Raw genomic sequence first — 26,683 nt, 5'->3', positions numbered from 1 at the left:
GGCACACGTTCCATGGATGTCAAACCTTTCACTTTTGATGCCAGCGAATGGGTTCCGAACAACCCGGAGCTTCCAGTCCTTATCTATAACGCCCCTATCCCTGATGGTGGCTTCGAACGCCTGTTTGCAAGACATGGATGGACGGGCATCTGGACGAACGGCGTGTTCACCTACCAGCATTACCATTCGGGTGCCCACGAGGTGCTGGGTGTCGCCTCCGGCACCGCGACCTTACTTATCGGCGGCCCCGGCGGCCGTGAGTTTGCCGTGAAGGCAGGCTCCTGCCTCATCCTGCCCGCGGGAACGGGCCATCAAAACCTCGGATCATCCGCCGATTTTCAAGTCGTGGGCGCCTATCCACCCCGTCAACACGCCGATATCCTAACGTCGGCAGCGACCCAGGAAACGGTTGCCAGGATCAAAGGCCTGCGCCTGCCTGACACTGATCCTGTCCAGGGGCCATCCGGATCTCTCACCAAACTGTGGCGTGAATCGACGACGGCATGATCAAGCGACAGCTTTTGTCAGCTTCTCCAGCCGCTTGATGGCCTGGGCCAGCGGCCTTTGCCCGTCGCAATAATCCTGCCAGGCCGCGGTCTTTTTCAAAAGGTCAGGCACGGTCCTCACCGTAAACCGCTTTGGGTCGAGGTCGGCTCTGACCTGCGTCCATGTCAGCGGCATGGAGACTGTCGCACCAGGGCGAGCCCGCGGTGACAAGGGGGCTACGGCAGTCGCCATGCGATCGTTGCGCAGATAGTCGAGGAAGATTCGCCCCTTGCGCTGGTTTTTGGCCATCTTGATCAGAAAGCGTTCCGGGTTGTCGAGAGCCATCTGCTCGCAGACGTCATGGGCAAAGCCTTTCGCCTCGTCCCAGCTTATTTTCTTGCCCTTCGGCACCGCCAAGGGCGTGACGACATGCAGGCCCTTGCCGCCCGTCGTCTTGCAGAAGCTGACGAGGCCAAGGTCCTCGAGGCGATCACGGATTTCCCGCGCCGCTTCGACGACGGTAGAAAAGCCGACGTCTGGACCGGGATCGAGATCGAAGACCAACCGTCCGGGGACTTCCGGCTGGTTGGGCTCACAGTTCCATGGATGAAGTTCGACGCCGCCGATCTGGGCGATGGCCGCCAGCCCCTCCACCCTGTCGATCTGCAGGTAAGGCTTCTTGTCGCCGAACACGGTAACGAGTTCGAGCAGGTTCGACGTCCCCGGCATGGCATGGCGCTGGAAAAACTGCTCACCACCAATCCCATCCGGCGTGCGGATAATCGAACAGGGCCGACCTTTGATGTGGTCGATCAACCAAGCGCCCACAGCCTCATGATAGTGCGCAAGATCTAGCTTGGTGACCGGCTGGTTGTCGCCGGCATCCGGCCAAAGCGGCTTATCAGGGTTGGAGATCATCACGCCCATCACGTCCACCTTCGTTCCTTTGCGCAATCGCTTCGGGGCCGGCTTGGCGGTTTCCGGATCTGGCACCTCGTTTTCGACCGGAGATGCCGGTGTCTCGGCCTCGACCTCGCCGGCCGGCTTCTCTTCCCGCAAGCCTTCGAAGGCTGCCTGCCTGACCTGACCATCGGCGGTCCAGCCGGCGAACTCGATTTCTGCGACGAGTTCCGGCTTGAGCCAGACGATGTCGGTCGATCCCTCTGGCGCACCGATGCCCGTGAATGGCGATTTCGAGGCCTCAACCTTCTTCAGCTTCGGCAACAATGTCTCCAGGACCTTTGCACCATACCCCGTACCGACCCGGCCGACATAGACGAAATGATTGCCGCGGTTGACGCCGACAAGCAGCGAGCGGAACCGGCCGTTGGTCTTGGCATAGGCGCCGATTACGACTTCATGTCCGGTACGGCATTTCGACTTAGCCCAGGTCTGCGAGCGGCCAGATCGATACGGCGCCTTGCCCTGTTTCGACACGATGCCTTCCAGTGACAGACGGCAGGCGGACTTCAGCACCGCATCGCCGCCGGTCTCGAAATGCTCGACGAATCGAAGGAGCGGGTCATCGCCGGCATCTGAGAGCAGTGTCGCCAATTTGTCCTTTCGCTCGGTGAGCTCCAATTCGCGCAGATCCTCATCGCCGGCAAACAGGAGATCGAAAGCGAAGTAAACCAAAGCGTCCGTCTTGCCTTCCGATAGTGCCGCCTGAAGAGCGGCAAAATCGGGTGCGCCGTTTTCGTCCAGCGCGCAGATCTCCCCGTCGATAATGCAATCGGGAAGAGAAGACGCTGCCGAGGCAATAGCCGGCCATTTTTTCGTCCAGTCTAGACCCTTCCTGGTCTTCAGCGTGACCTCGCTGTTTTCCACCCGCATCTGGATCCGGTAGCCGTCGAATTTGATCTCATGGATCCAGCCTTTGCCGGAGGGTGGGCGATCCAGCGTCTCGCAAAGCTGGGGCGCAATGAAGTCCGGCATGGCCGATGAAGGGCGTTCGCCCGCGGTCGGTTGCTTGGATGCTTTTGGCTTAATGTTACGGCCCGCCTTGCGCTCCTCGGCCGCCAGACCCTGGCTGCTGTCCCAGACGGCGTCCGCTTCGACCACGGCCTCGCTCAACATGAAGGGTTTCGGCTTGCGTCCCTTGCCAGATGCGATCGCATCCATCGTGCGGCCGACGCAACGGACGTCACGGTTTGTTCCAGGACGGCCGCGCCGTCCTCGTCGACGGAGAATTCGTCGTGATGCTTGATCAGCAGCCAGTTGGTGCGCTTGCCGCCGTCCCGGTCGTGGCGCATGCGAACCAGCACGAAACCACCATGCAGGCGGTCTCCTTCCAGCGTGAACTTGAAGTCGCCCTTGGCGAGTGCGTCTTCCGGTGAGCTGCTGCCTCCCGGCTCCCAGTAGCCGCGATCCCACAGCATCACCGTACCGCCACCATACTCGCCTTTCGGAATCGTGCCTTCGAAATCGCCGTAGTCGAGCGGGTGATCCTCGACCTCGACGGCCAGCCGCTTGTCGCCGGGATCGAGGGATGGTCCTCTGGTCACCGCCCAAGATTTGAACACACCATCGAGCTCGAGGCGAAGATCGTAATGCAGCCGAGTGGCGTCATGCTTCTGGATCACGAACCGCCGACGGTTCGATGATCTGACTTCAACTTCTCCGCTTGGTTCTGCGGTCTTCTTGAAGTCGCGCTTGGCACGGTACGTCGAGAGGTTATCGGCCATTGGTTCGCTGATCCTTGAGCTCAAACGAGTGGGGCCGGCATTATGCCGGCCCCAAAAACTATTCAGCGTTCGGACACGCGGATCGCCCCGGCATCGCCGAGACTGCGTTGAACAGCCGCTATCTGGTTGGCGGAGATATCGCCCGACACCTCGATCTCTCCCTCGTGCGCGCCATCATCCCGCGAGCCATCCTCGTGCGACGCGTCGCCACCGGAAGGCTTAGAACCCGTTGTGTTTCGATCCGTGGCAGACTGGATGAAGATGTCTGGGCGCGAGATGCCGTGTTGCTGCACCAGATGCTCGACGGCAAGGTCTGCCGCCTCGCGCGCGTCAAACGTAGCGCGGATGGTGGTGGTACTATCGTCGGCCATGAGGCTCTCTCCTGTTTCCTTAAGATCACAGCTACAAACGCGGGGAAGCGCGGCTGGTTTCGTTGACCGACGATGATTGAAACAAACGGAACCTTACGCCTCAGCAATTGTTCGTGGATGGAACCCAGGAGGAACATCAATGACCCCGCCGAAATCCCCAGCAGTCGAAGCTCTTGAACAAGAACAAGCTCACCAATCTCAGGACGCTCAATCCGAACTCGACGCCGGTCTGAAAGGCTCGTTCCCAGCTTCCGACCCAGTCTCAGCGACAACGACGTCCATTCCTATCGGGACCGCGCCCGCTTTTTCGCCGGATGACAACAGGTCGGACGCGCCGCTCGTCGATGAAGCTCTCGCGTCGACGAAGGAATCGGTAGAGATTGATGAGCCATCAGCATTTTCTTCCCAGGAAGAGCTCGAAGCTCTGAAGGCAGAGGTAGCCCGCCTGCGGGAGAGCGCCAGCGAGATCGGGGCGGCAACAGTGCGTGTTGCGAAGGCGCAAGCCTCTGACCTTATCGCAGACATAGAAAAGCGGGTCCGCAGCAAGCCACTGTCAGCGGTCGGTATAGCAGCCATCATTGGGTTCGTCTGGGGCATGACGCGTTGATGGCCGACCAGCTTCCGAGTTGAGATCGTTCAAGCATGCCCACCAAACGCAACCGACTGCCGCCTTTCAGCAACAATCAAAAAGGAGAGAGACATGGCCAAACCAGAAGACGACGCAAAAGGTCAATATGCCCCGTCCCAGGCAGATTTACATGCCAACGGCGTTCACAGTGCAAAGCCTACTGTAATTACCGGATCGGAGGATGCGACGGAAAATAAGATTCCGCCCGGTCAAAAAGGACCCAAAAAGGATTGGGACATCAATTTTGATCCCGCTGAAAACACTGAAGCAAGCAACCGTTAGGACCTTAAAGGCCAACAGCTTTATCTGAAAAAGGAAACGACTATGACCGAAGATAAGACGGATCCAACAAGCGACGCCGCCCGCAGCGACCCCGCGGTGGCGGACAAGGAACGCGAGAAGCTCAGAAAAGCGGCTGAAGACGGGCTGCGTGACTCGAAGGGCAAGCTTCCGAAGGACGAGGTTTGAGCCTTTTGCGAATGGTAGCCTTCGCTGCTTGTTGGACGTGGAGCGCCACAACACCCTCCGACGAGCAAGGCTTTGGTACGACATCGTACCGTTGATACAGCCTCCGGAACAATGCGGGCGAGATCATGTTATCGCCCCGCACACGACAGGGCAAAAACTGCCCCGCTTTCTATCAGCTCAGGAGAACGATCATGGCAGAGAAGACACTGGACGACCTGTTTCTCGATACGCTCAAGGACATCTACTTTGCGGAGAAGCAAATCCTGAAAGCATTGCCGAAAATGGCTCGCGCCTCACAGTCCGAGGAAGGCAAGGCCGGTTTTCTGAAGCACAAGGAACAGACGGAAGGCCAGCTCGAACGCCTCCAGCAGGTGTTCGAGCTGATCGGTAAGCCGGCGCGCGGCAAGACCTGTGAAGCCATCCAGGGCATTATTGCAGAAGCCGAAGAGATCATGGATGAGTTCAAGGGATCGGCTGCCTTGGACGCCGGCCTGATTTCATCCGCGCAGGCCGTCGAACACTACGAGATTGCCCGCTACGGGACGTTGAAAAGCTGGGCAAAGCAGCTCGGGATCGCTGAAGCGGCCGAACTGCTCGATGCCACCTTGCAGGAGGAGCTTGAGACCGATCAGCTACTGACTCAGCTCGGCGAAGCATCTGCCAACCCCAAGGGTTCGAAGAAGGCTGCTTGAAGCAAACGGCGTCGCGCGATTTCGCGTGGCGCTGCTAAAAACAAACAGGGAGGAAAACATGGAAGCGGAACGCGACGACTGGGTTGCCCAAAGGGCATACGAACTGTGGGAACAGGCCGGACATCCGAATGGTCAGGACCACGATCATTGGGTGCAGGCAAGTGCCGAGTGGGAAGACAATCGTGCGACCTCATCGAAGGCTTCCTGGGATGACGAGGCTGAGTAAGGTTACCGATAGTCACGTACGACAGCACTTCGATGTGAAATGGGCTTTCTGAGGTGATACTCGGAAAGCCCATTTTCTTGGGCGTACGATTGATCGATCGTCGAAGGCGAAAGCTTCGAATTTTTGGTAAAGAAAAGCCCGCCGAAACGGGCTTCATTGCTGCGATTTTTTGAGATGCTCAGCGAGACTTTTTGTAGAGCTTTTCGGCAATCTCGAACATCTCTTCAGGCGCATAGTCTGGCGTGAAAGCTGATGGAACGCCGACCAGTTGCTGGATCTTGCCACCATCTGGCATTCCGTCGACGACCTCGAGTTCGCCTGGAGGATCGCCCGGCAGCGCGACCTCGTCGTTGCTCCAGATGCCAGCAATCTCCTTATAATCGTTCGGGCTCCAGGTGTAGAGGCGCCGATGCGAACCTTCGTCGAGATATTTCTGGCACTCGGGAATATTGGCAAGCGGGATATTGGGAGTGGGCAGAAATTTCTTCACATCAACGCCGGTAATTTTCTCCAGTGCCAAGGCATAGGCGTGCGCGTGTACCGAGCCGCGAACCAGAAGATAGCCGCAAACCTCGCGACCAGTTGGATCGGTGACTGTCTCATAGACCCGCAGCTTGTGAAGCCGGGCCCCGCATTCGAGGTGGAAGTTATGCAGGAGATCAAGAACAACGTTGCCGGTCGTAGTGATGAAGTCATTATTCCAGGACTGGCCATTGCTGTTGATCGGCATTGCGCCGCCGCCTCCTGAGAGGAAGCTTGCAGCCAAGCGGATATCCGCCATGTCCTTGAACGGAGCCCCGGAAATGTCTCCGCCGTCGCCTTCGTCGCCGTCGGGGATGTCTGGACCATTGTTCAGCATCGCCACGCCGTTGCTGACGAGCTCGACATGGCCAAGCTCTTCTGCCGTGATACTGGCTACGAGGCTATAAAACGGCTTAAGCTTCGATTTTGAGCGGAAATTGAACGACTGGAACATGTAGTTCCCCAGCGTCGACATTTCCCCGTATTTGCCGCCAAGCAATTCCTGAAGAGCGGCTGCAGCATTTGGATCCGCCGCTTTCGGTGCGGGCAGCTCCGCCTGGAGCTGGTCTACTCTCATGAACATGAGGGTTCCTTTCGGTTGGAGACAGGTGCCCAACCTCAAGGCATCACGATAGTTCCTCAGGTTTTACAACCGTGCGGTATCGTACCGGGCGTCGCGCGTCATTCGATACGCATGACATCCTTGAACCGTACGACGTCCGCAACTGCGCCATCTTCACCCGTCAGCTCGAATGCCTGACCATCCACGACGTCGCCCCGCAAGATGCGGTGCGAGAGAAGTTCACGCGCAGAATTGATGGCTTCCGTCCGTGCCGCTTCGAGGTTTTCGAATTCGGCGCCCTCGGGATCCAGTGTCAGATTTTGTCCGTCGCGGATGTGAAAATAGTATTTCGGCATGCGAGTGCTCCTGATTTCGAGCCACCAACTTTGGAAACAGCCACAAGTTTCCGCAGCTGCGACAATTTTTGCGACAAGGCGAACTGGATCTCGCCCTCATTCGCGTTATGTCGGTCGAACATTCGACGAGCGAACAGTTCAGTCAGGAACCGCATATGTCGTGGACCAGTAATCGACTGCTTTCAATGCTTCCACAGCCTGACGCAGCCCTGCTGCGTGAAAGACTGGAACCTATCAGCCTAACCCAGGGGGAAGTGCTTTTCCGGTCCAACGAAAAAATCAGCTACGTCTTCTTCTTTGAGGGAGGCCTTTCCTCGGAAATCGCCGGAAGCGATGAGACAAAGAAAATCGAAGTCGGATGCATTGGTTACGAGGGGTTTTCGGCGGTGCCCGCCGTTCTGGGGGTCGATACCAGCCCGCACTACGCGTTCATGCAATGCGCGGGCCCCGCATTGCGCATCAGTGTAAAAGAGCTGCGCACGGTAATGGACGAAAGTCGCCCCGTCCGGGACCTCCTTCTGAAATACGCGCATGTCTTTTTGATCCAGATCGCCGCCACGGCTCTGGCCGACGGACGCTACGATATCGAGCAACGGCTGGCGAGGTGGGTCCTCATGAGCCAGGACAGGATCGGCGACAAACTCCCACTGACGCACGACTTCCTGGCCCTGATGCTCGGCGTCCGTCGGTCGAGCGTGACCGATGCGTTGCATCGATTGGAAGGTACGTTGGCAATCAAGGCGGAGCGCAGCTTGATTTCGGTGAGGGATCGCCGAGCCCTCAAGGATATAGCAGGCGCATCCTATGGCCTTCCCGAACGAGAGTACGAACGGCACCTCGGGCGAGATTGGCGCATGCCGTAACAACCTCGGTCAGTCCGCATGCCCCATGGAAATCGCAAGCTGGTGGCGAGCGCGGTTGACCCTACTTTTTATAGTTCCGATAGCGCAGCCCAATTGCGTGGCTGCATCCTCGTAGCTAAGCGCATCGATCAGCACCATCACCAAGGCATCAGATTGGTTCCTCGGAAGCTTGGATATCGCTTGTTCCAATTCATGGCCCCGAAGGCTCCATTCCTGCGTCGGCTGGGTAACCATCCTACCGCTCGCATCATCGTCGATCCCAACCATCTCACGTTTTGAGCTTGCAAATTTTGTGCAAAAGCGGTTGCGCATAATCGTGAACATCCACGACCGGAGCTTGGTGCCAGCACGGAATTTGTCTGAGTTTGCCAAGGCCCTCATCAGCGTATCCTGGACCAGATCCTCCGCATCAGGACCGTTTTGGTGAAAACGGCGCGCGAAAGCCCGCAGGGCCGGCACTTCATCAAGCATATCAGCGTGCGAGAAACCTGAAGATGATACAACGGCCATGGCGCTCTCCCTTTGTAAGCCACAACAGTCGGCGACTGCGGTGCGTTCCGGACCCCGCCCGCATGGTACGATGCCGTACGGTCACAGAATGAGGATGAGGATGAGGATGAGGATGAGGATGAGGCAAGCGCATCACAGTTTCCTGTCCAAAAAACAGTCCATTGCGCGATGGAACTTCTTAACTCGGCGGTTGTTCTGGCGGTCCCACGAACCGGAGTTTAATCCATGATCAAGACCAGCCTCATCGCCGCAAGCTTCACAATGCTTCTGGCATCCTCCGTCATGGCGCAGACCGCCGCTGAAAAGAGCGGCGTAAACTCCGTTCTCGGCGTCGCGCCAAAGACGGAAGATTTTGTCGCCGAAGCTGCCACCAGTGACATGTTCGAAATCGAGTCCAGCAAGCTCGCCATCGAGCGCGCCGATCCTGCGACGAAGACATTCGCGCAGCAGATGGTGGCTGACCACACCAAGACATCCGACGAACTCAAGGCGCTTGTCGCTTCAGGCAAGGTGAAGGCTGCCGTCCCTGCCGCCATGACCTCGTCGCAGCAGAGCATGCTCGACAAGCTGAAAAGCCTGCAGGGCGACGACTTCACGAAGCAGTATCATTCTGATCAGGAAGACGTTCACGAGGATGCTGTCGACTTGTTCAAACGATATGGTGAGGAGGGCGAGAACGCCGAACTAAAGGCGTGGGCAGGCACAACGCGACCAGCGCTGGAACACCATCTTATGATGGCAAAGGACCTCAATAAATAGTCGTCGACGCATTGTGGACGCGGCCCCGCCGAACCGGTGCGTGCCGCGTCACGACTGGCCAATGTGGATGACACGCATTGCAGCTGTTGCCAACCTGACTATGCCGCATAATTGTCGATGACGAAGACTTGCCCCGACAGCGGAAATTCCTGACGCTGTTGATCATCCAGACCATCATAAGCCGTGGTGATGAACAGTGCGTTTCCACTCAGCACGCAGCTCGTCGGAGTTGGCACCAGCAGATCGATCCGCTGAAGCGACTCACCACGCGGCGAGAACGCGTCTAGACAGGAACTCCCGAACAAAGCCGCAATGACATTACCATCACGGTCGATGCATAAGCCAGCGCCTCCGGGAGATAGTTGATGACGACGTCGGCGCCTTCGCGAGCATAGGCAATGCCTGCCGCACATCCGACCCCGGAATCGCCGCCTGTGGCGAGCGCCTTGCGGCCTTGAGCCGACCGAAGCCTTTGTAGCTGGTTTCACTGTGATCCGGGACTGGCTGCATCTTGCTGGCAAGACCGGGAACGGGTTGGGGCTGCTTTGGGAATTCGGGCTGAGGATACTGCGTCAGGGGATTTTACATGTCGAACTGGTTGGCTGAAGCCATTCTTGACATTTCCTTTTTTGGATTGAGCAATGACGAAAGCCCCAGGGACTGGGGAAGTTCCGAACTTAATCAGGATGCGAATGTTGATCGCGGAACCGTTACCCAACCAGCCGGTTAAGCCTTCATCATTCAACCGGAGGAAGATCATGACCGAGGAACAACGTCGCCCCACCCCGCCTTATCCCGAGCAACATCAGGACCCACCCGGTAAGACCCGCGACATGCAGCCGCTCCCGGATCACGGCGAGAAATCGTATCGCGGCGATGGAAAGCTGCAAGGCAAGGTCGCTCTGATCACCGGCTCGGACTCTGGTATTGGCAAAGCCGTCGCAATCGCATTCGCCCGAGAGGGCGCTGACATCCTGATCTCCTATCTTAACGAAGACGAGGACGCAGCCGATACCGCCAAGTGGGTGGAGGAAGCAGGTCGAAAGGCAGTTGTCGTTCCGGGCGACATCACATCGGAGGCGCATTGCCAAACGCTGGTGGCACGTGCGGTGGGTGAACTTGGGCGTCTCGACATCCTGGTCAACAATGCCGCCTTTCAGCGAACCTACGGCGACATCGCGGATATCGCCGCTGAAGAGTGGGACAAGACATTCCGCACCAATATCTATGCGCCGTTCTTCCTGTCTAAGGCGGCCGCCCCGCACATGAAGCCTGGAAGTTCGATTATCAACACGACGTCGATCCAGTCGCGGCAACCGTCGCCCCAGCTCCTGGCCTATGCCTCCACCAAGGGGGCGGTTTCAAACTTCACGGCAGGCCTGGCCGAAATGCTGGCCGAGCGAGGCATTCGCGTGAATGCCGTGGCTCCTGGCCCGATCTGGACGCCGCTCATTCCGTCGACCATGCCGGCGGAAAAGGCCGCCAAGTTTGGCCAACAGACCTTGCTCGGGCGCGCCGGCCAACCTGCTGAGCTTGCGGGAGCATATGTTCTTCTCGCCTCCGAACTCGCGAGTTATATGACCGGAGCTGTCATCCCGGTGACCGGTGGCGAGATCATGATATAGCCGACCCATCGTCGGATAGCATGAGCTGATCCCGGCGATCACCCAAAGCCGGGATCGGTTGAAATTTGTCGGCAAACCTTGGAACGGAAACTCGGCGGTGCAGGATTTGGGGTGTTCACTCGACCAGCAACACCATAGCTGAATCGCCTCATTCCGTTTTTGGCCCATTCCGGCGACGGGGCAGTAGGTTAGGCTTCGCCTGAATGGGACCGCCAAGAGCTTTTACGTCTGCTAAGAACTCACATCTTTTGGGGTCACGATGCGAGGATCTCCGCAATGACGGCGCGATACCCAGGAAGCGCGAGCTCCATATTGCTGATGTCGTGAGCGGTGAACCAGCCCAGCTCGGAATGCTCGCTTCCTAGAAGTTGAGCGCGTTGTCCGTTCCAGCTGCGTATCGTGTAGATGTAAAATGGCTGCTTCCGATGGTCGTCGTGATCTTCGAGAAGTGTCGCCTCCAAGCTGAAGGCAAGTGGCGTCAGGCCGACTTCTTCCTGACACTCACGCACGAGTGCCACGTCGAGCTCCTCGCCTTTTTCGACGTGCCCCCCGACCAGATCCCACAGATGCGGGGACCATTTTCGATGCGGCGCGCGCCTGACGAGCAAGATTTTCTCACCCTCGATGAATGCGGCACAGACGATTTGTTTCATGGGTCATTCCTTACTCATGTCAAGCGATGGGCTGCCAAACCAAACGATAGGCAACCTTCTCTTCCCAAGACGGTTCCTACGGATCACGTGGAATGGGAGAAAAACTGCATGTTTGTGAGGGGATGCTGTCAGATCTCGCTTCGCTCGCCACAGACCGGGCTCGTTTCATGATCGCTGGAATTGAAGACAAGGCCGCCGGCCGGGTCACCGCGCTCTGGCGCTACCCCGTCAGCTCGGTCGGAGGCGAACGCCTCAATATTGCTGAAATCGACAAATTCGGAGTCCTGGGCGATCGCCTTTACGGTCTGTTCGATTCAGCGACGGGTCAAGTGGCGGCTCCAGAAAAAGAGACCCGTTGGCGCCCTGCACTTTTTTTATCGTCGCGCATCGGCAGCATCGGACAGGTGGACCTCCGCTTCCCGGGAGGGGGTTGGATCAGCGTTTCGGACACCAGTGTCACTGAGAGACTGACAGCGCATTTTGGTTTCGACGTTGGCATCGGCCGTTATGGCGATCATTCTGCAGGATCAGCGACAAAAGTTTCGCCGCGATATGTTGCAAGTCCACTTCACATCGTAACGACTGGATCAATCAGAGCTCTTGAGCAACTGACGGGAGAAAGCGCGCCGGATCCCCGGCGATTCCGCCCAAACATCCTCATTGAAACGTCCGGCGAAACCTTCCCCGAGAAGCAGTGGCTGGGACGAAGGCTACAGGTCGGGAGTGTCCATTCGCGGGTCGTGGAAGAGACGAAGCGCTGCGGCATGACGTTGATCGCCCAACCGGGCGTCGAGGAAAAGCCTGAGATCCTCCGCGGCATCCTTCGCCACAACCGACGCAATCTCGGTGTCTATTGCGACATCGAAATGCCGGGCGTGGTTCGTATTGGTGATGGAGCTTATTTGACGAGTTGAAGCCTGTTTTCGGCGGTGACGTTGTCGATTATGGCTCTCGAGACGATCCCACCGATTTCTTCAGCACTGGTGATGCCCTGAACGAAAGGCAGTTTGTGCAGCAGGAACGAAATGGCCGCACAATAAAGCTTGTTCGACAAATTGTCCTGAAAGATAGGCCTGAATGCCGCGTCAAGCTCTATTCCTCCAGTCTCAACCGTAACATCCGGCGAGCCCTCCTCTTGGACGGGCCGGGCTTCGACGGTTTGCGCCTTCCGAACGACGCCCTGCTTCTGAAGTGACGGGAAGGGGATATCGTCTGCCGACATCGAATGCTGCCCCGTCGCGTCGATGAAAGCCGCGTAAGCAACGGTCTTGCCGTCGACCGCAACGGCCGCGCCCCGTTCGACCCTGTCCGTATCGATCTGGTAGTCATTGCCCAAGGCCATAACATCGAGCTTGCCTGCTCGAAGCAGGGCCAGCAGGCGCTTGATCGACTCGTGTGGGACGGTCGCATAATCATCGACGAAAACCGTCTTGAAATGCTTGTGGAAGCGCTTGAGGTCCTCGTCGTCCAACTGTGGTATGATCCGCGCAATAACCTCATGCATCCTCAAGATCGCATAGCGCCATTGGACTGTATAGCGGTTCGCCTTGTTCTGCTCGGCCTCTGCCAAGTTGCGCGCCGCCCAGCTGAATGGACCTGAGTGTTCGCGCGCGGCAAAATATGCAGGCGCCAGGGTCTCAACTGTCAGCGCAGACAGACCGATCGACGCCGCATAGTCAGGGTCGCTGGCGGCGAGTTCCTGCCTGAACAGTTCGAACACGTCGTCCAGTAGGTCATGCCGGCCGGTCGCCAACAGACCGTCGATTGCTTCGGTCGTGCAGAAGATGGGCGCAATGTAGGGGATCTCGCAGTAGAAATCGGCTTCCGGAAGAATGCCCTTGCGCGACATCATCGTCACATGAAAGTCGTCGCTATCTGGCTTCGGCTGGTACTCGATCTGTCCGGTGGCATCGTGATAAAATGCGCCGTTGGCCGTCGCTACAGTGATCAAGGCGTCGATCCCACTGAGAGACGTGCCCAAAATCCCGACCGAACGGTTCGTGATTCGCTTCAACTCGGGCGCCGGCCAAGGCGAGATGTAATAACCAGGCTTTTTCTCGATGTTTTGCGGCCAGTCATGTCCGGTCGCCATGACGACGTGGTCAAAGCCAAACGTCGAGCTTGTGTCATCGGGACGCTGAACGGAGATCTGGATACCGTCCTGACGCAACGCAATGTCAGCGACCCGGTGTCGCGCCTTGATGTCGATGACATGCCCTCGCGACTGCCCCAGTCGGACCAGTTGCAAAAATTGAGACTGAAGATATTCGCCGAGAACGACCCGAGGATAGAACTCCCGCTCCTGAATGGCGGTGCGCTCGATCCGAAGCCGCTGCAGTTGCGTGTCGCTTTGGCGATGCAGCCATTCAACGAGCTTCTCGCAAATCGGCGGAAGCTCGATGCTCGCGATGTTGGAGAGCATTGCCCGATCATTGATGTCTGGATGGTAAGGCGTGCCTTTGCCGGGATCCGATTCCGCCTCGAAGATTGTGATCGCCAACGGGACTTCTGACGCAACCAACCCCTTCAAGGTGTAAATTCCCGTGGGGCCAGTGCCGATGACGGCGACCTTTGTGTCCATTCGAATAGAGATCCTTGAGAAAACTGGCCTCGGTTGATCCGAACGCCACTGATGCGGATCGCAGATAACGAATGGCGAACCCGTTTGATCCAGTCGCAGTGTCTCTGTCGCCAATCGTACACAGCCGGCGATTGCCGGGTCGGAGACGGAACGATTAATGGTTACGCGGGTTAGGCTCTCACGGATCTGTGAATAAGGATCCGAACGGAGAAAATCCCAAATGAAAAAGATCATCTTCGCCGCGGCGCTCATCGGCGCGTCCGCGCTCCCGGCGCTGGCCCAGACAACGGCTCCTGGACCGACTGCCGACGGCAATACCCCTGCTGTGGCGACGCCCGATACAAAAAATCCGACTGCACCCGTTGAAGGCGCCAATAGCTTCACGGAGAACCAGGCCAAGGATCGGATCGAGAAGGCCGGTTTTACCGGGGTCAAGGATTTGAAGAAGGATGACAAGGGCATCTGGATGGCGTCCGGCATGAAGGATGGCAAGCCCGTCATGATCGCCCTCGACTACCAGGGCAACGTCGTCGCCAAGTAATTTCACATCCTTCAAGGAGAGTACGATCATGAAAACCGTCACCGGACTATTCGACGATTACACCGACGCCAGCACTGCAGTCGGTGCGCTTGAATCCGCGGGTGTCCCGTCGAAAGACATCAGCCTCGTCTCGAACAATGCCGACAAACGTCACGGCGAGCAATCCAATGCCGGTGAAGATGCTGGTAAGGGTGCTGGCATCGGCGCTGTCGTCGGTGGTGCCGGCGGCCTCCTGACCGGCCTTGGTCTGATGGCCATTCCAGGCGTCGGCCCTGTCGTTGCAGCCGGCTGGCTCGCGGCAACCGCCGCTGGTGCTGTCGCCGGGGCCGTCGCAGGTGGCGCCGCTGGCGGCCTGATCGGTGCCATGACCAGCTCCGGCGTCTCAGAAGATGATGCCCACGTCTATGCCGAAGGCGTTCGTCGGGGCGGAACGCTCGTGACTGCCAAGGTCGAAGAGACGCTGGTGCCAGAGGCCGAGGCAATCCTCAAGCGTTCGAACTGGGTCGACCCTGCCGAGCGGCGTGTCGCTTATAACGAGCAGGGTTGGACCAGGTTCGACGACACGCTGGAGCCATACGCTCCCGAACAGGTCGAACAGGAACGCGATCGCTATCGCCGCCCTGGCCTGTAAGGGACCTGCCCGCGCGTCCTGCTCAGGACGCGCGGCTACTTGCGATATACCGCGGCCACCGGACGCTGGCCATTTGGAGGAAACCTCATCATGGCCAAAGACATCAAGAAGCTCGACGAGCTGTTTCACGACACGCTGAGGGCCGTCTATTTCGCGGAAGGCAAAATCGTCGACACCCTCCCGAAAATGGAAAAGGCCGCCAAGAGCAAGGAGCTCAAAGCCGCCTTCGTCAAGCATCTGGCTGAGACCAAAGTTCATGTCGAGCGGTTGGAGGAAGTGTTCAAGATCATCGGCGCCAAGCCCGAGAAGAAGACTTGCGACGCTATCCTCGGAATCACCGATAAGGGCGACGAGATCATGAAGGAATACGAAGGCTCGCCTGCCCTCGACGCCGGCCTTCTTGCTGCAGCCCAGGCTGTCGAACACTACGAGATGTCGCGCTACGGCACTCTCAGGACGTGGGCGCTCGAGCTCGGAATGACGGATGCGGCAAAGCTGCTGCAGACGACGCTGGACGAAGAACAGGCAACCGATATTGCTCTCACGTCCATTGCGACGTCCGTCGTCAACCAGAAGGCCGAGTGAGGTTGTAAGATGCTTCGCTGACCACGTTTCCGTTCAGATGAGCAACCCGCTCATTCTGTAGTTCTTCACACGCGGTCGCATATCCTCAGCTTTAGACCATAAAAAACCCGCCACGAACCTGCGGCGGGTTTTAAAGTGTCAATCAATCTTATGACTTACCGACAGCGCTCTTCACTGCATCCTTGACGTGGCCTTTTGCCTGCTGGGCATCACCCTTGGCTTCCTGGGCCGCACCCTTTGCTTGCGTCTCGTGGCTACCGGTCGCTTTGCCGACGCCCTGCTTTGCCTTACCGGCGAGCTCGTTGGCCTTGCCGGAAACTTTGTCTGCTGTGCTACCCATGATGAATTCTCCCATGCGAAGCGGGATCGCTTCGTCACATGTCCAACAGATGCGGGAGCCTTTCGTTCCCTGCGACCGGAACGCAATCGCCATTCGCGTATTATGCCGGCTCGAGACGGGACCTGCGACAGGAAGGCGACAGATGACGATCAGATACACGCTTGGCTGCGACTTGTCCTACGAGGTTAAAAGCCCGACAGTCTTCATCTTTAACGTCGAGGTCGCACGGCTTGCTCGCCACCATGATCTAACCGAACGGCTGCTGATCTCGCCTGACCATCAGCACCGCAGCTATACCGTGCCAGATATCCGCAACAGGTATTTCAGCATCGACGCTCAACGTGGCCCGCTGAACATCCGATATGAAGCGGAGGTCACGCTTGACGTCTTTCGGGCAGATCCCGACAGCATCCAGGAAACGCCGCTTAATCAACTCCCCCTCGACATCATGCCCTTCCTCCTACCCTCGCGGTTCGTGCCTTCGGACCGGCTGGCTCCCTTCGCTGTCAAGGAATTCGGTGATCGGCCATCAGGCCATAACGGTGTCACTGCGATTTGCAACTGGATCTATGACAATATCGACTACCAGCGCGGCTCCTCCAACGAACAGACTACTGCAACGGAGAGCCTGATCAAGCGAGCAGGTGTTTGCCGAGACTTCTCTCACATCGGAATAGCATTTTGCCGCGCGCTCAATATTCCTGCGCGTTTTGTGTCCTGTTACGCCTATGGGCTTGAGCCAAGAGATTTCCTTGCCGTATTCGAGGCTTATCTCGACGGGCGGTGGTGGTTGTTTGACGCAACCCGGCAAGCCAATCTTGACGGCCTGGTTCGGATTGGCGTTGGCCGCGACGCCGCTGAGATCGCCTTCGCATCGCCGTTCGGACAGGTTGAGTTTGGGGATGTCAAGATTACCATCGAACACGCTGACGGGTCTCCCGAGTTACCAGGAAGAACGACTGATGCTATTTCCACTGAGGAACCTGCGCCGAACGCCGGCGCGGCGTGATTTCAATGAACCCGGCCGGGGTATGCGGAACAGACCGGACCTGCACGCCGCCACCGCGTGGCGGTCTTGCCTCTAAGCAAGCAAAGGTCGCGCGTGAGCATACAGAGCAAGTCAACGGAACGATTGCTGCGACAGCGGGTTTGAGTGGCACGTCCTCGTAACCGGGAGAGCCACATGTCGAAAACCTTGGAAGAAGCGTCTAAACAGCTGCAGAAAATCGATTTCTGCATGTTGAGCACCAGTGGTGAATCCGGTCCTTTCAGCACACGTCCCATGAGCAATAATGGGGACGTCGAATACGACGGTGACTGCTACTTTTTTTCGTATGAAAACACCCGCAAGGTGAGCGACATCGAGCAAGACGCCCGCGTCGGCCTCACCTTCACCGCGCCGCCGAGCCTGCTCGGCAAACCAGGTGTATTCCTGGCGGTACAAGGTACTGCCAGCCTGATCCGTGACAAGTCCCAGTTCGAGGCTCACTGGGTCAAAGATCTGGATCGCTGGTTTCCCGAAGGGATCGATACGCCCGGCATCGTTCTGATCAAGGTATCGGCCAGCGAAATCCAATACTGGGATGGCGAAGACAATGGGCGCATCCCGCTCGCGAGCCGCAACGCTCATTGAGCGCGCGATCGCGAGCGCCAGACGTCGGCAGAGCCCTTCGACACGGTCGATATTTTTAACCGGATGGATGATTATGAACTTGAAGCACACGCGCATCCTGCATGAGGGCGCCGGCCACTGGGTGGTGGATTTCGTCGGAGACGACGGCGAAGCGGTATCGGTCAAGGTGAGCGACGATAAATTGTCGGACGAGGCCGAGATCGTTGAGCACGCCAAGCGTATCATGGTCGAACTGACTGGGTACGGCACCAGAGGCGGCCGACCGAGGCTGAACGAATATGACGCGGTGAGTAACGGCGATCTCGCCGCGGACGACGTTTCGCCCCAGCTCAAACACTGAGGCGGCGTGCTCTTTCGTGAAAATCGCCACCTATAACGTTAATGCCATCAACGGTCGTCTTGAAATCTAGCTGCGCTGGCTTCAGGAAGACAGACCGGACGTGGTCTGTCTTCAGGAGCTGAAATCAACGTCCTTTCCGGAGAAAGAAATATCCCAAGCTGGATACGGGGCTATTTGGCAAGGTCAGAAATCTTGGAATGGTGTTGCTATCCTTGCCAGAGGTCGAGAACCAGTCGAAACGCGACGTGGCCTTCCCGGTGATCCTGAAGACCAGCAAAGTCGATACATTGAGGCGGCCGTCGATGGCATATTGGTGGGGTGCCTTTACCTGCCAAACGGTAACCCCGCACCTGGGCCGAAGTTCGACTACAAACGGCGCTGGTTTGTTCGGCTCCAGGCATATGCCGCCGAGGTTCTGGATTTAGGGGTACCTGCGATAATGGCGGGCGACTTCAATGTGATGCCAACGACGCTGGACGTCTATAAGCCAGAGAGGTGGATCGACGACGCCCTTTTCCGGCCGGAAGTCCGCAAAGCCTATTCGGATTTGCTTGAACAAGGCTGGAGGGACGCCATCCGCCACCTGCATCCAGACGAGCGGATCTACACGTTCTGGAAATACTGGCGAAACAGCTTCGAACGCGATGCCGGACTGCGTATCGATCATTTCCTCTTGTTGCCTGCCGTAAAGCCTTGGCTGAGGTCCGCCTCTGTCCGACGGACACCACGCAGCTGGCCAAGTACGAGCGACCACGCGCCCGTGATGATCGAGCTGGAAATCCCAAGCGAGGCTAATTGAATGAGTGTTGACCGGATCACAGAGGAACGTTGAACAAGGCCATGTCGATGCTGATGTCCATGACAGCACTTTTTTCAGCAGCGCTTGCTCTGCTCAACCCAACTCGACCGTCGGCGGCAAGCGCCCTGGCCCTCAATGGCGTAGCCTCTTTTTATGGTTGGTGGGAATTTTTCGGATAGAGGGCACGCGGCATTGACTATCGCGACGACACGCCGGGATTTCGACAAACGCAAGTTCTTCGCAGGGATTGCACGCGGTATTGCAGGCGCCCTTCTCTTCGCTCTGCCCATGCTTATGACCATGGAGATGTGGGAACTGGGCGTTTACATGGACCGCAGCCGTCTCTTTCTACTGCTTCTGGCTAACATCCCTCTTCTGATCATCCTTTCCGACAGGGTTGGGTTCGAAGAGACGTCGACATGGCGGCAGGCGATCCGGGACGCAAGCATCGCCTATGCTCTTGGTATCGTTTCCAGCGCACCGATCCTGGTCGCGATGGGTGTGATCAAATACGACCAATCACCACATGAGATCATCGGAATGATCGCTCTCCAGGCTATTCCCGCGAGTATTGGTGCCATGCTGGGTCGAAGCCAACTTGGCGGACAATCCAATGAGGATGATAATGAAAAGGACAGTGGCGGCGACGATGGCAACCCTGTTCAGGAGCGGGAAACCAGCTACGCCGGTGAGCTGTTCTTGATGGCGGTCGGTGCCCTGTTCCTCAACCTCAACGTCGCACCCACCGAAGAAATGATTCTGCTTTCGTACAAAATGACCCCGTGGCACGCCCTCGCCATCATCGCCGCGTCGCTGATCGTGATGCACGGTTTTGTCTACGCATTGTCTTTCAAAGGCAGCCATGACCTCGCGGAGGGCACTCCAAGCTGGCATGCTTTCGTCCGCTTCACCCTGCCCGGATATTTGATCGCCGGTTTGATCAGCAGCTATTGCCTATGGACGTTTCACCGCATCGACGACGTCGGTTCGACACAAATCCTGATGACTGTTGTCATTCTGAGCTTCCCGGGCGCCATCGGCGCGGCGGCAGCTCGACTGATCCTGTGAGGCGCGATGACAAAAGTTTCCAACCACAGAAACATCGAAACCAGCGACCCTCACTGGATTGAATGGATAATAGGGGCTATCTCAGCGGTCATCGTTCTTGCCGTGATTGTTTGGATCGGAAAGGACGGGATCGCCGACCACGATGCCTCGCCGGACCTTGAAGGGATCGTTCTGCAGACTGAAGAGCGGAGCGATGGCTTTCAGGTAATTTTCGAAATCAGAAACATCGCCAGAGCAACCGCATCGCAGGTAAAAGTTCGAGGCGAGATCAAAGACGAAGCCTTGGTGCTGGAGAGTGTCGAGACGGTGTTGGATTATGTTCCTGGCCACTCGAAGGCTGCTGGAGGCCTGATATTCCAACAGAACCCGGCCGGGAAACAGCTGACTGTCAGAGCGACGGCTTTCGATGAGCCGTAGTCGAGCGTCGCGCGCAAGATCTTGCCGGCCACCAGTGCATCAACATCCACGTACTAGGACGCGGCCTCATTAGCTGAGGCAATCCATATCCTGGTCGCTGCAAGCTTGAGGTCGGCGAGATAGTTGTCGGCACGTCGGTCGTATCGCGTCGCGAGGCCCCGCATCTGCTTGATACGGTTGAAGAACCGTTCGACGAGATTGCGCTGACGGTAGACCCAGCGGCTGAAGCTGAATGTCTGCTTTCGATTGGCCTTTGTAGGGATGTTCGCCCAGCATTTGCGTTGCTTGGCAAAGTTACGAACTGCGTCGGTGTCGTATGCCTTGTCGGCAAGGATCGTCGCGCCGGGCTGTAGTTCGCTCAACAGCTTCTCAGCCATCGGTGCATCGGCGGCTTGGCCGGCGGTGAGTTCCAGCCGAACCGGCAATCCATCTGCATCGACAAGAGCATGGATTTTTGTCGTCAGGCCGCCGCGAGAACGTCCCATGCAAGGATCGGCAAAGCCCCCTTTTTAGCGTTGGCACCATGCTGGTGAACGCGAACACAAGAACTATCGATTATCACGATGTCTCCATCGTAACGCTTTGAAACGGCGTCCAGAAGGCGATCCCAGACGCCCGCCTTGCGCCAACGGGAAAACCGATTGTAAAGCGTCGTACGTGGACCATAACGCTCCGGCACATCTCGCCAGGACGAACCAGTCCTGAAACGCCACAGGATGCCGTTGATCACCCGGCGGTCGTCGACGCGTTCAATTCCACGGCTATTGTTCGGCAAGAGAGGTGCGATGATAGCCCATTCTTCGTCGCTCAATTCGTGACGGCGCATGGCAAACTCCTTTCAAGGAGATTGAATCACACGCAGACAATGAGATGAACCCTGTTTATGGGGACACTGCCTAACACCCCAGGCATCAATGCATCAATTGAGTGGGCTGCCGTGCCGCCCTTTGCATGTGATGAAGCGTATCAATCTATGCTGCGTTTCTTCCAACGCCCGTCAATCCTTAAAACACTCATATTGCATATGCGCATGATAGCTGCCACTCTCCGCGTGTTACCGCTGGGTCAGCGGCTGTTCGCGAGATCGCATTTCTCGTTCGCACCCACGTATATCCCGCAGATCTGCCTACCCCGTCCTGGGGATGGAGTTCGTGCGCCTGGAGATACTTATGCCTACAGTTCCGGCTCACGAGGGATTCTTGGCGGAAGCCTCTAATCTCCTTGCAGCAATGGCCAATGCCAAACGAATGCTTATTCTTGAGATCATCAGCCGGGAAGAGATTTCGGTTGGCTCGCTCGCCGTCATGGCCGGCCTCAGTCAGTCCGCTCTCTCCCAGCACCTTGGCAAGCTTAGGAGCGCAAAACTGGTGCAGACCAGGCGAGATGCACAAACAGTCTTTTACAAATGCGATTCAGATGAAGTCAGACGGATGTTGCACGCTCTGTCCGAAATATTTGGCACAGCACCATCTCAGGATCCAACGCACAGTCTTCCCGATAACAGGGCCGTCCGAGAAACTGTCCTTGCATAGATGTCGCGGACGCACACCATTGATCGACAGTTTAGAATGGAGGATGGCATGCGTATCATAGCGATCGAATTTACGGCACGGTGGCAGTCACCGGTCTATGTTGGCGACGGGCCGCTTTTGTCCAAATCAATTTCAGGGCCTGCGGATGCGCTGCGACACATGAAGCGCCTAACCCATCGGTCTGGCCCGATCTACTGGCGAGCGGTCGACCTTTGTCAACACGCTCTCACGAATGGAGTTCACCCGGAAATTTCCCGACCGCACTTTATAGCCGCATGTGCCGACGACGACGCAAGACGGGCAGACGACGAGTTAATCGCAAGCGGCGAATTCATTTAGCGCTTGTCACCAATCCCGATAACATGGCGTATGCAACCAATGCATCCATACGACGGTCGCTCATTCAATCACTGACTTTATCTGAGATGTCCCGTGTTGCGGTCGTTCAGGGCCTCCCGGTCCCGAAGGCATGCGAAAGGTAAAGCGGGTTTCGACCTCGTCCGAATTCACCTCAATCTTCCCGCCATGAGCGGTTGCAATCTCAGAGGCGATAAACAGGCCGAGCCCCAGGCCCTGCATGCTCGGCCTCAGATCACCACGCCGAAATGGTTGGAAAAGTCGCGCAATCGTCTCTTCCGAAATCGGCTGACCGCCGTTGGCAACCGACACTTCCAGCACTCCGCCATTCAGGCCGGCGACGATCCTGACGGGCTCAGTTTCGACGCCATGGGTGATGGCATTCGACACCAGGTTGGAAAACAGCTGAGCAAGACGCAGCTTGTCGACGGCAAGTGCTGGCGGGAGATCGAGAGAAACAGCGATTTCCCGATCCGGATGAGCCAGCTGCAGTTCCTCGACGACATGGCGCAGGGTGAGGCCAAGATCGTCCTCCGCCAGATCGAGGGTAATCCCTCCACCCATCCGCGCTCTCGCCAGATCCATAACGTTGTCGACAAGCCCGATCATCCGCGAGATGCTAGCCCTTCATCAGTTTCAGGACGAGCGGGCTGCGGGCGGTCCAGCCTTCCTTCAGGAGGCGCGAGGTGCCGGCATCGATCGCGGCAATCGGATTGCGCAGGTCATGGCCAAGAACGGCGATGAATTGCTCGCGCAGCTCGGACAGGCCCTTCTCGCGTTGGAGCAGCGCTTCCGTCACCTTGAGGCGCTCGTCTGAATAAAGGTGGTGGCCGATCAGCTCGGCAAATAGCTTGAAGGTGCCGATCACCTGCGGGTTGTTGACCTTGGCCGGATGGGGATCGATGGCGCAGAGCGTCCCGAAAAACTGGCCGTTGGCCAGGATGATCGGAACGGAGATATAGCTCCGAAGACCGTAGATCTGCGGCGTATGGTGGTCGCAGTAGAGCGGCTCCTCGGCGGCATCATCGAAGACAATCGGCTGGCGATGGCCGCGGATTTCGTCGCAGAGCGTGCTTTGGACCGGCAGCTCGTCGCCGGGCTTGAGGCCAAAGCCGACATGGTCGAGAGACTGACAGGTTATCCAGCGATCGTCGGTGACCCTGGCGACGGCAGCAAAGCCCATTCCCGTCATGCGAAGAACGACATCGAGGATCGTCGGGACCGCGGCGATACCGGCGACGCATGCAATATCCTTGGAAAAATCTTCCGTGCTTTCCTCATTATCCACGACAGAGGGGTTGCTGGAGCTGGCGACGGTCTGGACTGCCCGGGTCTTTTCGATCGCGATGGCGGCTGCGCCCGCAAGCGTTTCCAGCACATCGACTTCCCAGTCGGCTGGCGAATACGGCCTTGACCAATAGACTCCGATAGCGCCGATCGGATTTTCGAGACGCACTGGCGCCATCGCGAAGGATTTGACGAAGGTACCCGCATAGAGCTCGTAGGGAATTCGATCGTCCTTTGTCACGTCAGGAACAATGACCGTTTGCCGATGGATCATCGCCCAGCCGCTGATACAGGCTGAAACGGGAAACTTATGGCCCTTCCACAAAGGTCCAATCGCATCTTCCTCGATGTAGTGGCAGAAATCGCCGTCGCGGCGGATAATGGCAATGCCGTCGCATCCGATCAGCGATCGCGCGGTCGCGCGCAGCGTTTCAACGACGTCTTCAAAGCTCTCGGCACGACCCATAGCCGCAATCGCCTTGTTCAGCGTCGATAGCGGTGTCGCGATTTTCGAGGTTTCGATTTCGACGGGAGTGATTTCAATGGAGACAGACACGGATTCACTCCTGCTTGGGGCAAGAGCGGATCATCTCCCAGCCGTCCGCGCCCTATCAGTCTGCGAACGATAGAATAACTCTAAAGTGCCAGAGGCAAATTGTCCATCTTCGCATATACCCGGCCTCACTGGCGCGATCAGTCAGCTCCAGCTTGAATTCACCTTGCAACCGAAAGAGCCAAGCTTATCTTTCGCTACAGACAAACAGCTTCAGTGACACGATGAACCCGCGTCAGCCGCTATCCGAACGTTCCGAACTCTCTGGCCGTTATACCGACAATGGGATCACGGTCCTTGTGGAAATCTTCCGCCCTTCAGGCGGAGATGATTGGCGGATGGAAGTGACAAGCCTAGAAGACCAGCTCACCGACTGGAATGAACCCTTTGCGTCAGCTCATGAGGCATGGGAAGAGTTCATCTATGTCGTCAATACGGAGGGGATCGCAGTTTTCCTTTAGCGCCCCCGACTTATCGAGGAACTTGGATTGGCGATCGACAGCGACAGACGGCGAGTGATTTTCGATCAGGTTCGCAGCAAGGCGATGTCGCGGGGCACGCCTATCGACGATGACCCAGAGTTCCTGGCTTGGGTCGAGCTGTGGATCAGCGGCGAGTATGAGATGTCCGATCTCAGGTCTCGATACAATGATCTCGCGGCACGTCGAACCCCGCGATCAAAGTCTGTCGCTGGTGCTTTGGGTTCCGCCTCCTCCGAAGCCACTACGCGGGATGCCGACTGAACCTGACCGCATCCATTTCAGCAGTTTTCACTTCGTGATGTGGCCCCTCCAGATCTTGAAGACCGCATGTGCACATCTGCGATGACGGCTATCATTTGCGCCCAATGGCATGCTGCTATTGCGCAGGCTCCTTGATCTCAGACGCTGTCGAAATTATCTCGGGCCTCATCGGAATAATCGAAGGCGCTGGTATGGGCGACCTCCGAGACCGGTAAGATCAGGGAGGAAAACATGAAAAGAGGGAGCCGGGGTCTTTCCACGAGCGACATGCGCATACTGAGAACGCTGCTGGGCCGCTACGCGGCGCGCTACCATCTCGCAGGGCCAGAGAAAGACGACTTGATCGAGCGAACGTTTCAGGCGTTGGCAAGCAACCCGGAGATTTTCTTCGAAATCCCTGTTGAACAGGCCGCCGCAGAGACAATGCACAGGATCTACGCCGGCCACTAGCTTTGAAACTGTCGCAGCTTTTCTGGCTGTTACGCCCCGCCGATCTTCGCGCTCGTATCACGACGTAGATGAGGCGGGACTTCTTCCAGCTCGGCGAGCTTGTTGTTCTGCTTCAGAAAAATTCGAAAGTTCTCTCGGACTGCGTCGATCGGCCAATGACCGTTCGCCGCCTCACGGCAATATCGGACAAGGGTCTCGTAAGCGAGATTGCGCTTCTCCTTGGGCCACTCGTCAAGGAAATCGAATACGTCATCCAGTCCGGTGATCTCCTGCACGAAATACCGGCGCTGTGCGTAGACGGGCTTGTCAAATTGAGCGAGCAACATGGCAACCTCCTTCGTTTGCTCGATACCGACTGATAACTGAAGCCGGCCCCAGATCGGGCCGGCTGATAGCAAGCGCTAATTCTTCTTGGGTGTTCGGGTCAGGCGACCTTGCGGTCAGCTTCGAGCCGGAGCGGCTCGCCGGCGGCTGAAGCGACGCCGATTTCGATCTTGCGCGGCTTCATGGCTTCGGGCACCTCGCGCTTCAAGGCAATCGTCAGCAGGCCGTTCTTCAGATCGGCACCTTCCACCCTCACATGATCGGCAAGCTCAAACTTGCGCTCAAAGGAACGACCAGCGATGCCGCGGTGGAGATATTCGCCCTGCAGCGCTTCGGCCTTCCCGCCTTTGATCACCAGGACATTGCGCTCCTGAGTGATATCGAGATCGCCTTCGCCAAAACCTGCCACGGCCATCGTGATGCGATAGTCGTTTTCACCGATCTTGACGATGTCATAGGCCGGCCAGGTCTCGATTGCGTTGAGACGCTGCGTATTGCTGAGCAGATTGAACACGCGGTCGAAGCCGATGCTCGAGCGATAGAGCGATAGAGCGATAGAGCGATAGAGCGATAGAGCGATAGAGCGATAGAGCGATAGAGCGATAGAGCGGGGCAAAATCAAGTTCAGTTCTCATAACCATATCCTCCGTAAAGCAACATGGAAGGAAGCGGGGGAAATCCGCCACCTCGGTAAGCCGACCCCCTCATTGGGCCGTCGGCGTTGCCCGATTTGGTTTTTGAGATTTTGTCGTTCAAGACCTCGGTCGAAAATTTTTTCGGCTCCCCAGAGTCATCTTGTTTGTCTGAAATATGGTCCTATTTCGAGTCGCGATTTCGCTCTGGAAGCATTGGGATGCATGATGGAATGACTGTAAGGTTTTCGGAAGCCGACATTGAGATTTTGCCTCCGGACTACATCGATCAAAAAGAGTCTGCCATTTGCGTTTGCTGCTGTCGCCAGCGTCCTAACTCCGCCATGGATGAAGACGGCTGCGGCATTCGCGACGAATGCCTGGCGCCTTGACCCTGCGAGCAAGACTAAAGCGACATTTGTCGCGGCAAATCGGTGATTGGCAAAAAAATGGAAGGAAAAGTGG

The 26,683-nt window shown here is 57.3% G+C and carries 36 protein-coding genes and 3 pseudogenes; 23 read left to right on the top strand and 16 right to left on the bottom strand.

Going from position 1 to position 26,683, the window contains the following annotated elements; translation table 11 throughout:
* Positions 1-12: 12 nt before the first annotated feature.
* A complete protein-coding gene (locus tag FHW37_RS27205; RefSeq protein WP_145642083.1) occupies positions 13-507 on the top strand; it encodes a cupin domain-containing protein in 495 nt (164 codons plus the stop codon).
* Here FHW37_RS27205 and ligD read toward each other — a convergent pair.
* Together ligD and FHW37_RS27195 are read right to left on the bottom strand one after the other, a co-directional pair.
* Positions 508-3,170, bottom strand: a pseudogene (ligD, locus tag FHW37_RS27200) (DNA ligase D).
* 62 nt (positions 3,171-3,232) lie between these two features.
* On the bottom strand, positions 3,233-3,541 hold the full coding sequence (locus tag FHW37_RS27195; protein WP_145642081.1) for a hypothetical protein: 309 nt from the start codon (positions 3,539-3,541) through the stop codon (positions 3,233-3,235).
* A gap of 139 nt (positions 3,542-3,680) precedes the next feature.
* On the opposite strand from FHW37_RS27195, the gene FHW37_RS27190 reads away from it, so the two are divergent.
* The 5 genes from FHW37_RS27190 to FHW37_RS27175 all read left to right on the top strand — a co-directional run bounded on the left by FHW37_RS27190 (position 3,681) and on the right by FHW37_RS27175 (position 5,555).
* The gene (locus tag FHW37_RS27190) at positions 3,681-4,148 is read left to right on the top strand and encodes a hypothetical protein (protein WP_145642079.1); all 468 of its coding nucleotides are present in this window, start codon (positions 3,681-3,683) and stop codon (positions 4,146-4,148) included.
* A 93-nt stretch (positions 4,149-4,241) separates the two neighbouring features.
* Positions 4,242-4,451 carry a hypothetical protein gene (locus FHW37_RS27185; protein WP_145642077.1) on the top strand — a complete coding sequence of 70 codons (210 nt, stop codon included), beginning with the start codon at positions 4,242-4,244 and terminating at the stop codon, positions 4,449-4,451.
* A 42-nt stretch (positions 4,452-4,493) separates the two neighbouring features.
* Positions 4,494-4,637 (top strand): hypothetical protein, encoded by a 144-nt coding sequence (locus tag FHW37_RS33735; RefSeq protein WP_186458426.1) that lies wholly within the window; start codon positions 4,494-4,496, stop codon positions 4,635-4,637.
* Positions 4,638-4,825: 188 nt separating this feature from the next.
* Positions 4,826-5,329 carry a ferritin-like domain-containing protein gene (locus FHW37_RS27180; RefSeq protein WP_145642218.1) on the top strand — a complete coding sequence of 168 codons (504 nt, stop codon included), beginning with the start codon at positions 4,826-4,828 and terminating at the stop codon, positions 5,327-5,329.
* 58 nt (positions 5,330-5,387) lie between these two features.
* On the top strand, positions 5,388-5,555 hold the full coding sequence (locus tag FHW37_RS27175) for a DUF2934 domain-containing protein (protein ID WP_145642076.1): 168 nt from the start codon (positions 5,388-5,390) through the stop codon (positions 5,553-5,555).
* Between the two features lie 178 nt (positions 5,556-5,733).
* Here FHW37_RS27175 and FHW37_RS27170 read toward each other — a convergent pair whose 3' ends face one another.
* Both FHW37_RS27170 and FHW37_RS27165 read right to left on the bottom strand, forming a co-directional pair.
* The gene (locus FHW37_RS27170) at positions 5,734-6,660 is read right to left on the bottom strand and encodes a manganese catalase family protein (protein WP_132281129.1); all 927 of its coding nucleotides are present in this window, start codon (positions 6,658-6,660) and stop codon (positions 5,734-5,736) included.
* Between the two features lie 98 nt (positions 6,661-6,758).
* Positions 6,759-6,995 carry a DUF6894 family protein gene (locus tag FHW37_RS27165; protein ID WP_145642074.1) on the bottom strand — a complete coding sequence of 79 codons (237 nt, stop codon included), beginning with the start codon at positions 6,993-6,995 and terminating at the stop codon, positions 6,759-6,761.
* Positions 6,996-7,150: 155 nt separating this feature from the next.
* Here FHW37_RS27165 and FHW37_RS27160 point away from each other — a divergent pair, with 155 nt between their 5' ends.
* Complete coding sequence (locus FHW37_RS27160; RefSeq protein ID WP_186458424.1) at positions 7,151-7,858, top strand: Crp/Fnr family transcriptional regulator; 708 nt, start codon at positions 7,151-7,153, stop codon at positions 7,856-7,858.
* 9 nt (positions 7,859-7,867) lie between these two features.
* Here FHW37_RS27160 and FHW37_RS27155 read toward each other — a convergent pair whose 3' ends face one another.
* On the bottom strand, positions 7,868-8,368 hold the full coding sequence (locus FHW37_RS27155; RefSeq protein WP_145642070.1) for a sigma-70 family RNA polymerase sigma factor: 501 nt from the start codon (positions 8,366-8,368) through the stop codon (positions 7,868-7,870).
* Between the two features lie 225 nt (positions 8,369-8,593).
* On the opposite strand from FHW37_RS27155, the gene FHW37_RS27150 reads away from it, so the two are divergent.
* Positions 8,594-9,127 carry a DUF4142 domain-containing protein gene (locus tag FHW37_RS27150; RefSeq protein WP_145642068.1) on the top strand — a complete coding sequence of 178 codons (534 nt, stop codon included), beginning with the start codon at positions 8,594-8,596 and terminating at the stop codon, positions 9,125-9,127.
* 98 nt (positions 9,128-9,225) lie between these two features.
* On the opposite strand, the gene FHW37_RS34700 is transcribed toward FHW37_RS27150, so the two are convergent.
* The 3 genes and pseudogenes from FHW37_RS34700 to FHW37_RS34240 all read right to left on the bottom strand — a co-directional run.
* The gene (locus tag FHW37_RS34700) at positions 9,226-9,363 is read right to left on the bottom strand and encodes a hypothetical protein (protein ID WP_246690937.1); all 138 of its coding nucleotides are present in this window, start codon (positions 9,361-9,363) and stop codon (positions 9,226-9,228) included.
* Positions 9,364-9,366: 3 nt separating this feature from the next.
* A pseudogene (locus tag FHW37_RS34695) lies at positions 9,367-9,432 on the bottom strand (hypothetical protein); the annotation flags it as partial.
* An 11-nt stretch (positions 9,433-9,443) separates the two neighbouring features.
* A pseudogene (locus FHW37_RS34240) lies at positions 9,444-9,703 on the bottom strand (NAD(P)-dependent dehydrogenase); the annotation flags it as partial.
* A 182-nt stretch (positions 9,704-9,885) separates the two neighbouring features.
* On the opposite strand from FHW37_RS34240, the gene FHW37_RS27135 reads away from it, so the two are divergent.
* Positions 9,886-10,752 (top strand): SDR family oxidoreductase, encoded by an 867-nt coding sequence (locus tag FHW37_RS27135; protein ID WP_186458422.1) that lies wholly within the window; start codon positions 9,886-9,888, stop codon positions 10,750-10,752.
* A gap of 254 nt (positions 10,753-11,006) precedes the next feature.
* Here FHW37_RS27135 and FHW37_RS27130 read toward each other — a convergent pair whose 3' ends face one another.
* Complete coding sequence (locus FHW37_RS27130; protein ID WP_145642064.1) at positions 11,007-11,405, bottom strand: NUDIX hydrolase; 399 nt, start codon at positions 11,403-11,405, stop codon at positions 11,007-11,009.
* A 92-nt stretch (positions 11,406-11,497) separates the two neighbouring features.
* Here FHW37_RS27130 and FHW37_RS27125 point away from each other — a divergent pair, with 92 nt between their 5' ends.
* Positions 11,498-12,319: an MOSC domain-containing protein gene (locus FHW37_RS27125; protein ID WP_246690936.1), complete on the top strand. Its 822-nt coding sequence runs from the start codon at positions 11,498-11,500 to the stop codon at positions 12,317-12,319.
* On the opposite strand, the gene FHW37_RS27120 is transcribed toward FHW37_RS27125, so the two are convergent.
* Positions 12,304-13,986 (bottom strand): FAD/NAD(P)-binding protein, encoded by a 1,683-nt coding sequence (locus tag FHW37_RS27120; protein ID WP_145642062.1) that lies wholly within the window; start codon positions 13,984-13,986, stop codon positions 12,304-12,306. The genes FHW37_RS27125 and FHW37_RS27120 overlap by 16 nt on opposite strands.
* A gap of 220 nt (positions 13,987-14,206) precedes the next feature.
* Between FHW37_RS27120 and FHW37_RS27115 the strand changes: the two genes are divergently transcribed.
* The 3 genes from FHW37_RS27115 to FHW37_RS27105 all read left to right on the top strand — a co-directional run bounded on the left by FHW37_RS27115 (position 14,207) and on the right by FHW37_RS27105 (position 15,743).
* Positions 14,207-14,527: a PepSY domain-containing protein gene (locus FHW37_RS27115; RefSeq protein ID WP_145642060.1), complete on the top strand. Its 321-nt coding sequence runs from the start codon at positions 14,207-14,209 to the stop codon at positions 14,525-14,527.
* Between the two features lie 28 nt (positions 14,528-14,555).
* Positions 14,556-15,158, top strand: coding sequence for a hypothetical protein (locus FHW37_RS27110; RefSeq protein WP_145642058.1), 603 nt, complete (start codon positions 14,556-14,558; stop codon positions 15,156-15,158).
* A 90-nt stretch (positions 15,159-15,248) separates the two neighbouring features.
* Complete coding sequence (locus FHW37_RS27105; RefSeq protein WP_145642056.1) at positions 15,249-15,743, top strand: ferritin-like domain-containing protein; 495 nt, start codon at positions 15,249-15,251, stop codon at positions 15,741-15,743.
* A gap of 148 nt (positions 15,744-15,891) precedes the next feature.
* Here the strand turns inward: FHW37_RS27105 and FHW37_RS27100 are convergent, their stop codons facing one another.
* Entirely contained in the window at positions 15,892-16,083 is a 192-nt protein-coding gene (locus FHW37_RS27100) for a CsbD family protein (RefSeq protein WP_112454960.1), read from the bottom strand.
* 148 nt (positions 16,084-16,231) lie between these two features.
* Here FHW37_RS27100 and FHW37_RS27095 point away from each other — a divergent pair, with 148 nt between their 5' ends.
* The 6 genes from FHW37_RS27095 (at position 16,232) to FHW37_RS27070 (ending at position 20,340) form a co-directional block, all read left to right on the top strand.
* Positions 16,232-17,092 carry a transglutaminase-like domain-containing protein gene (locus FHW37_RS27095; protein ID WP_145642210.1) on the top strand — a complete coding sequence of 287 codons (861 nt, stop codon included), beginning with the start codon at positions 16,232-16,234 and terminating at the stop codon, positions 17,090-17,092.
* A gap of 174 nt (positions 17,093-17,266) precedes the next feature.
* Complete coding sequence (locus FHW37_RS27090; protein ID WP_145642055.1) at positions 17,267-17,716, top strand: pyridoxamine 5'-phosphate oxidase family protein; 450 nt, start codon at positions 17,267-17,269, stop codon at positions 17,714-17,716.
* A 73-nt stretch (positions 17,717-17,789) separates the two neighbouring features.
* The gene (locus FHW37_RS27085) at positions 17,790-18,056 is read left to right on the top strand and encodes a hypothetical protein (protein ID WP_145642053.1); all 267 of its coding nucleotides are present in this window, start codon (positions 17,790-17,792) and stop codon (positions 18,054-18,056) included.
* A 70-nt stretch (positions 18,057-18,126) separates the two neighbouring features.
* Positions 18,127-18,855: an exodeoxyribonuclease III gene (gene xth, locus FHW37_RS27080; protein ID WP_246690946.1), complete on the top strand. Its 729-nt coding sequence runs from the start codon at positions 18,127-18,129 to the stop codon at positions 18,853-18,855.
* 192 nt (positions 18,856-19,047) lie between these two features.
* A complete protein-coding gene (locus FHW37_RS27075) occupies positions 19,048-19,923 on the top strand; it encodes a TIGR02587 family membrane protein (protein WP_246690935.1) in 876 nt (291 codons plus the stop codon).
* Positions 19,924-19,929: 6 nt separating this feature from the next.
* Positions 19,930-20,340 (top strand): hypothetical protein, encoded by a 411-nt coding sequence (locus FHW37_RS27070; RefSeq protein WP_145642049.1) that lies wholly within the window; start codon positions 19,930-19,932, stop codon positions 20,338-20,340.
* A 53-nt stretch (positions 20,341-20,393) separates the two neighbouring features.
* Here the strand turns inward: FHW37_RS27070 and FHW37_RS27065 are convergent.
* Positions 20,394-21,166, bottom strand: a protein-coding gene (locus FHW37_RS27065) for an IS5 family transposase (RefSeq protein ID WP_432442902.1) whose coding sequence is annotated in 2 segments (ribosomal slippage) — positions 20,394-20,839 and positions 20,839-21,166 — 774 coding nt in all. Because the reading frame shifts where the segments join, the coding sequence is not laid out codon by codon here.
* 343 nt (positions 21,167-21,509) lie between these two features.
* Between FHW37_RS27065 and FHW37_RS27060 the strand changes: the two genes are divergently transcribed.
* Positions 21,510-21,872 carry an ArsR/SmtB family transcription factor gene (locus FHW37_RS27060; protein ID WP_145642045.1) on the top strand — a complete coding sequence of 121 codons (363 nt, stop codon included), beginning with the start codon at positions 21,510-21,512 and terminating at the stop codon, positions 21,870-21,872.
* A 399-nt stretch (positions 21,873-22,271) separates the two neighbouring features.
* Here the strand turns inward: FHW37_RS27060 and FHW37_RS34235 are convergent, their stop codons facing one another.
* Positions 22,272-22,814 (bottom strand): sensor histidine kinase, encoded by a 543-nt coding sequence (locus FHW37_RS34235; RefSeq protein ID WP_246690934.1) that lies wholly within the window; start codon positions 22,812-22,814, stop codon positions 22,272-22,274.
* Between the two features lie 34 nt (positions 22,815-22,848).
* Complete coding sequence (locus FHW37_RS34230; RefSeq protein WP_246690933.1) at positions 22,849-24,072, bottom strand: GAF domain-containing protein; 1,224 nt, start codon at positions 24,070-24,072, stop codon at positions 22,849-22,851.
* A gap of 221 nt (positions 24,073-24,293) precedes the next feature.
* On the opposite strand from FHW37_RS34230, the gene FHW37_RS27045 reads away from it, so the two are divergent.
* The 3 genes from FHW37_RS27045 (at position 24,294) to FHW37_RS27035 (ending at position 25,262) form a co-directional block, all read left to right on the top strand.
* Complete coding sequence (locus FHW37_RS27045; RefSeq protein ID WP_145642041.1) at positions 24,294-24,530, top strand: hypothetical protein; 237 nt, start codon at positions 24,294-24,296, stop codon at positions 24,528-24,530.
* Positions 24,531-24,557: 27 nt separating this feature from the next.
* The gene (locus FHW37_RS27040; protein ID WP_145642039.1) at positions 24,558-24,812 is read left to right on the top strand and encodes a hypothetical protein; all 255 of its coding nucleotides are present in this window, start codon (positions 24,558-24,560) and stop codon (positions 24,810-24,812) included.
* 231 nt (positions 24,813-25,043) lie between these two features.
* Positions 25,044-25,262: a hypothetical protein gene (locus FHW37_RS27035; RefSeq protein WP_145642037.1), complete on the top strand. Its 219-nt coding sequence runs from the start codon at positions 25,044-25,046 to the stop codon at positions 25,260-25,262.
* A gap of 29 nt (positions 25,263-25,291) precedes the next feature.
* On the opposite strand, the gene FHW37_RS27030 is transcribed toward FHW37_RS27035, so the two are convergent.
* Complete coding sequence (locus tag FHW37_RS27030; RefSeq protein WP_145642035.1) at positions 25,292-25,588, bottom strand: DUF982 domain-containing protein; 297 nt, start codon at positions 25,586-25,588, stop codon at positions 25,292-25,294.
* Between the two features lie 98 nt (positions 25,589-25,686).
* Positions 25,687-26,142, bottom strand: coding sequence for an Hsp20 family protein (locus tag FHW37_RS27025; RefSeq protein ID WP_145642207.1), 456 nt, complete (start codon positions 26,140-26,142; stop codon positions 25,687-25,689).
* Positions 26,143-26,683: the final 541 nt, after the last annotated feature.

The organism is Neorhizobium alkalisoli (assembly GCF_007829835.1).
GTDB lineage: Bacteria > Pseudomonadota > Alphaproteobacteria > Rhizobiales > Rhizobiaceae > Neorhizobium.
Note: the sequence above shows the minus strand (reverse complement) of the source record. Positions and strands in the feature narration are given on the sequence as shown.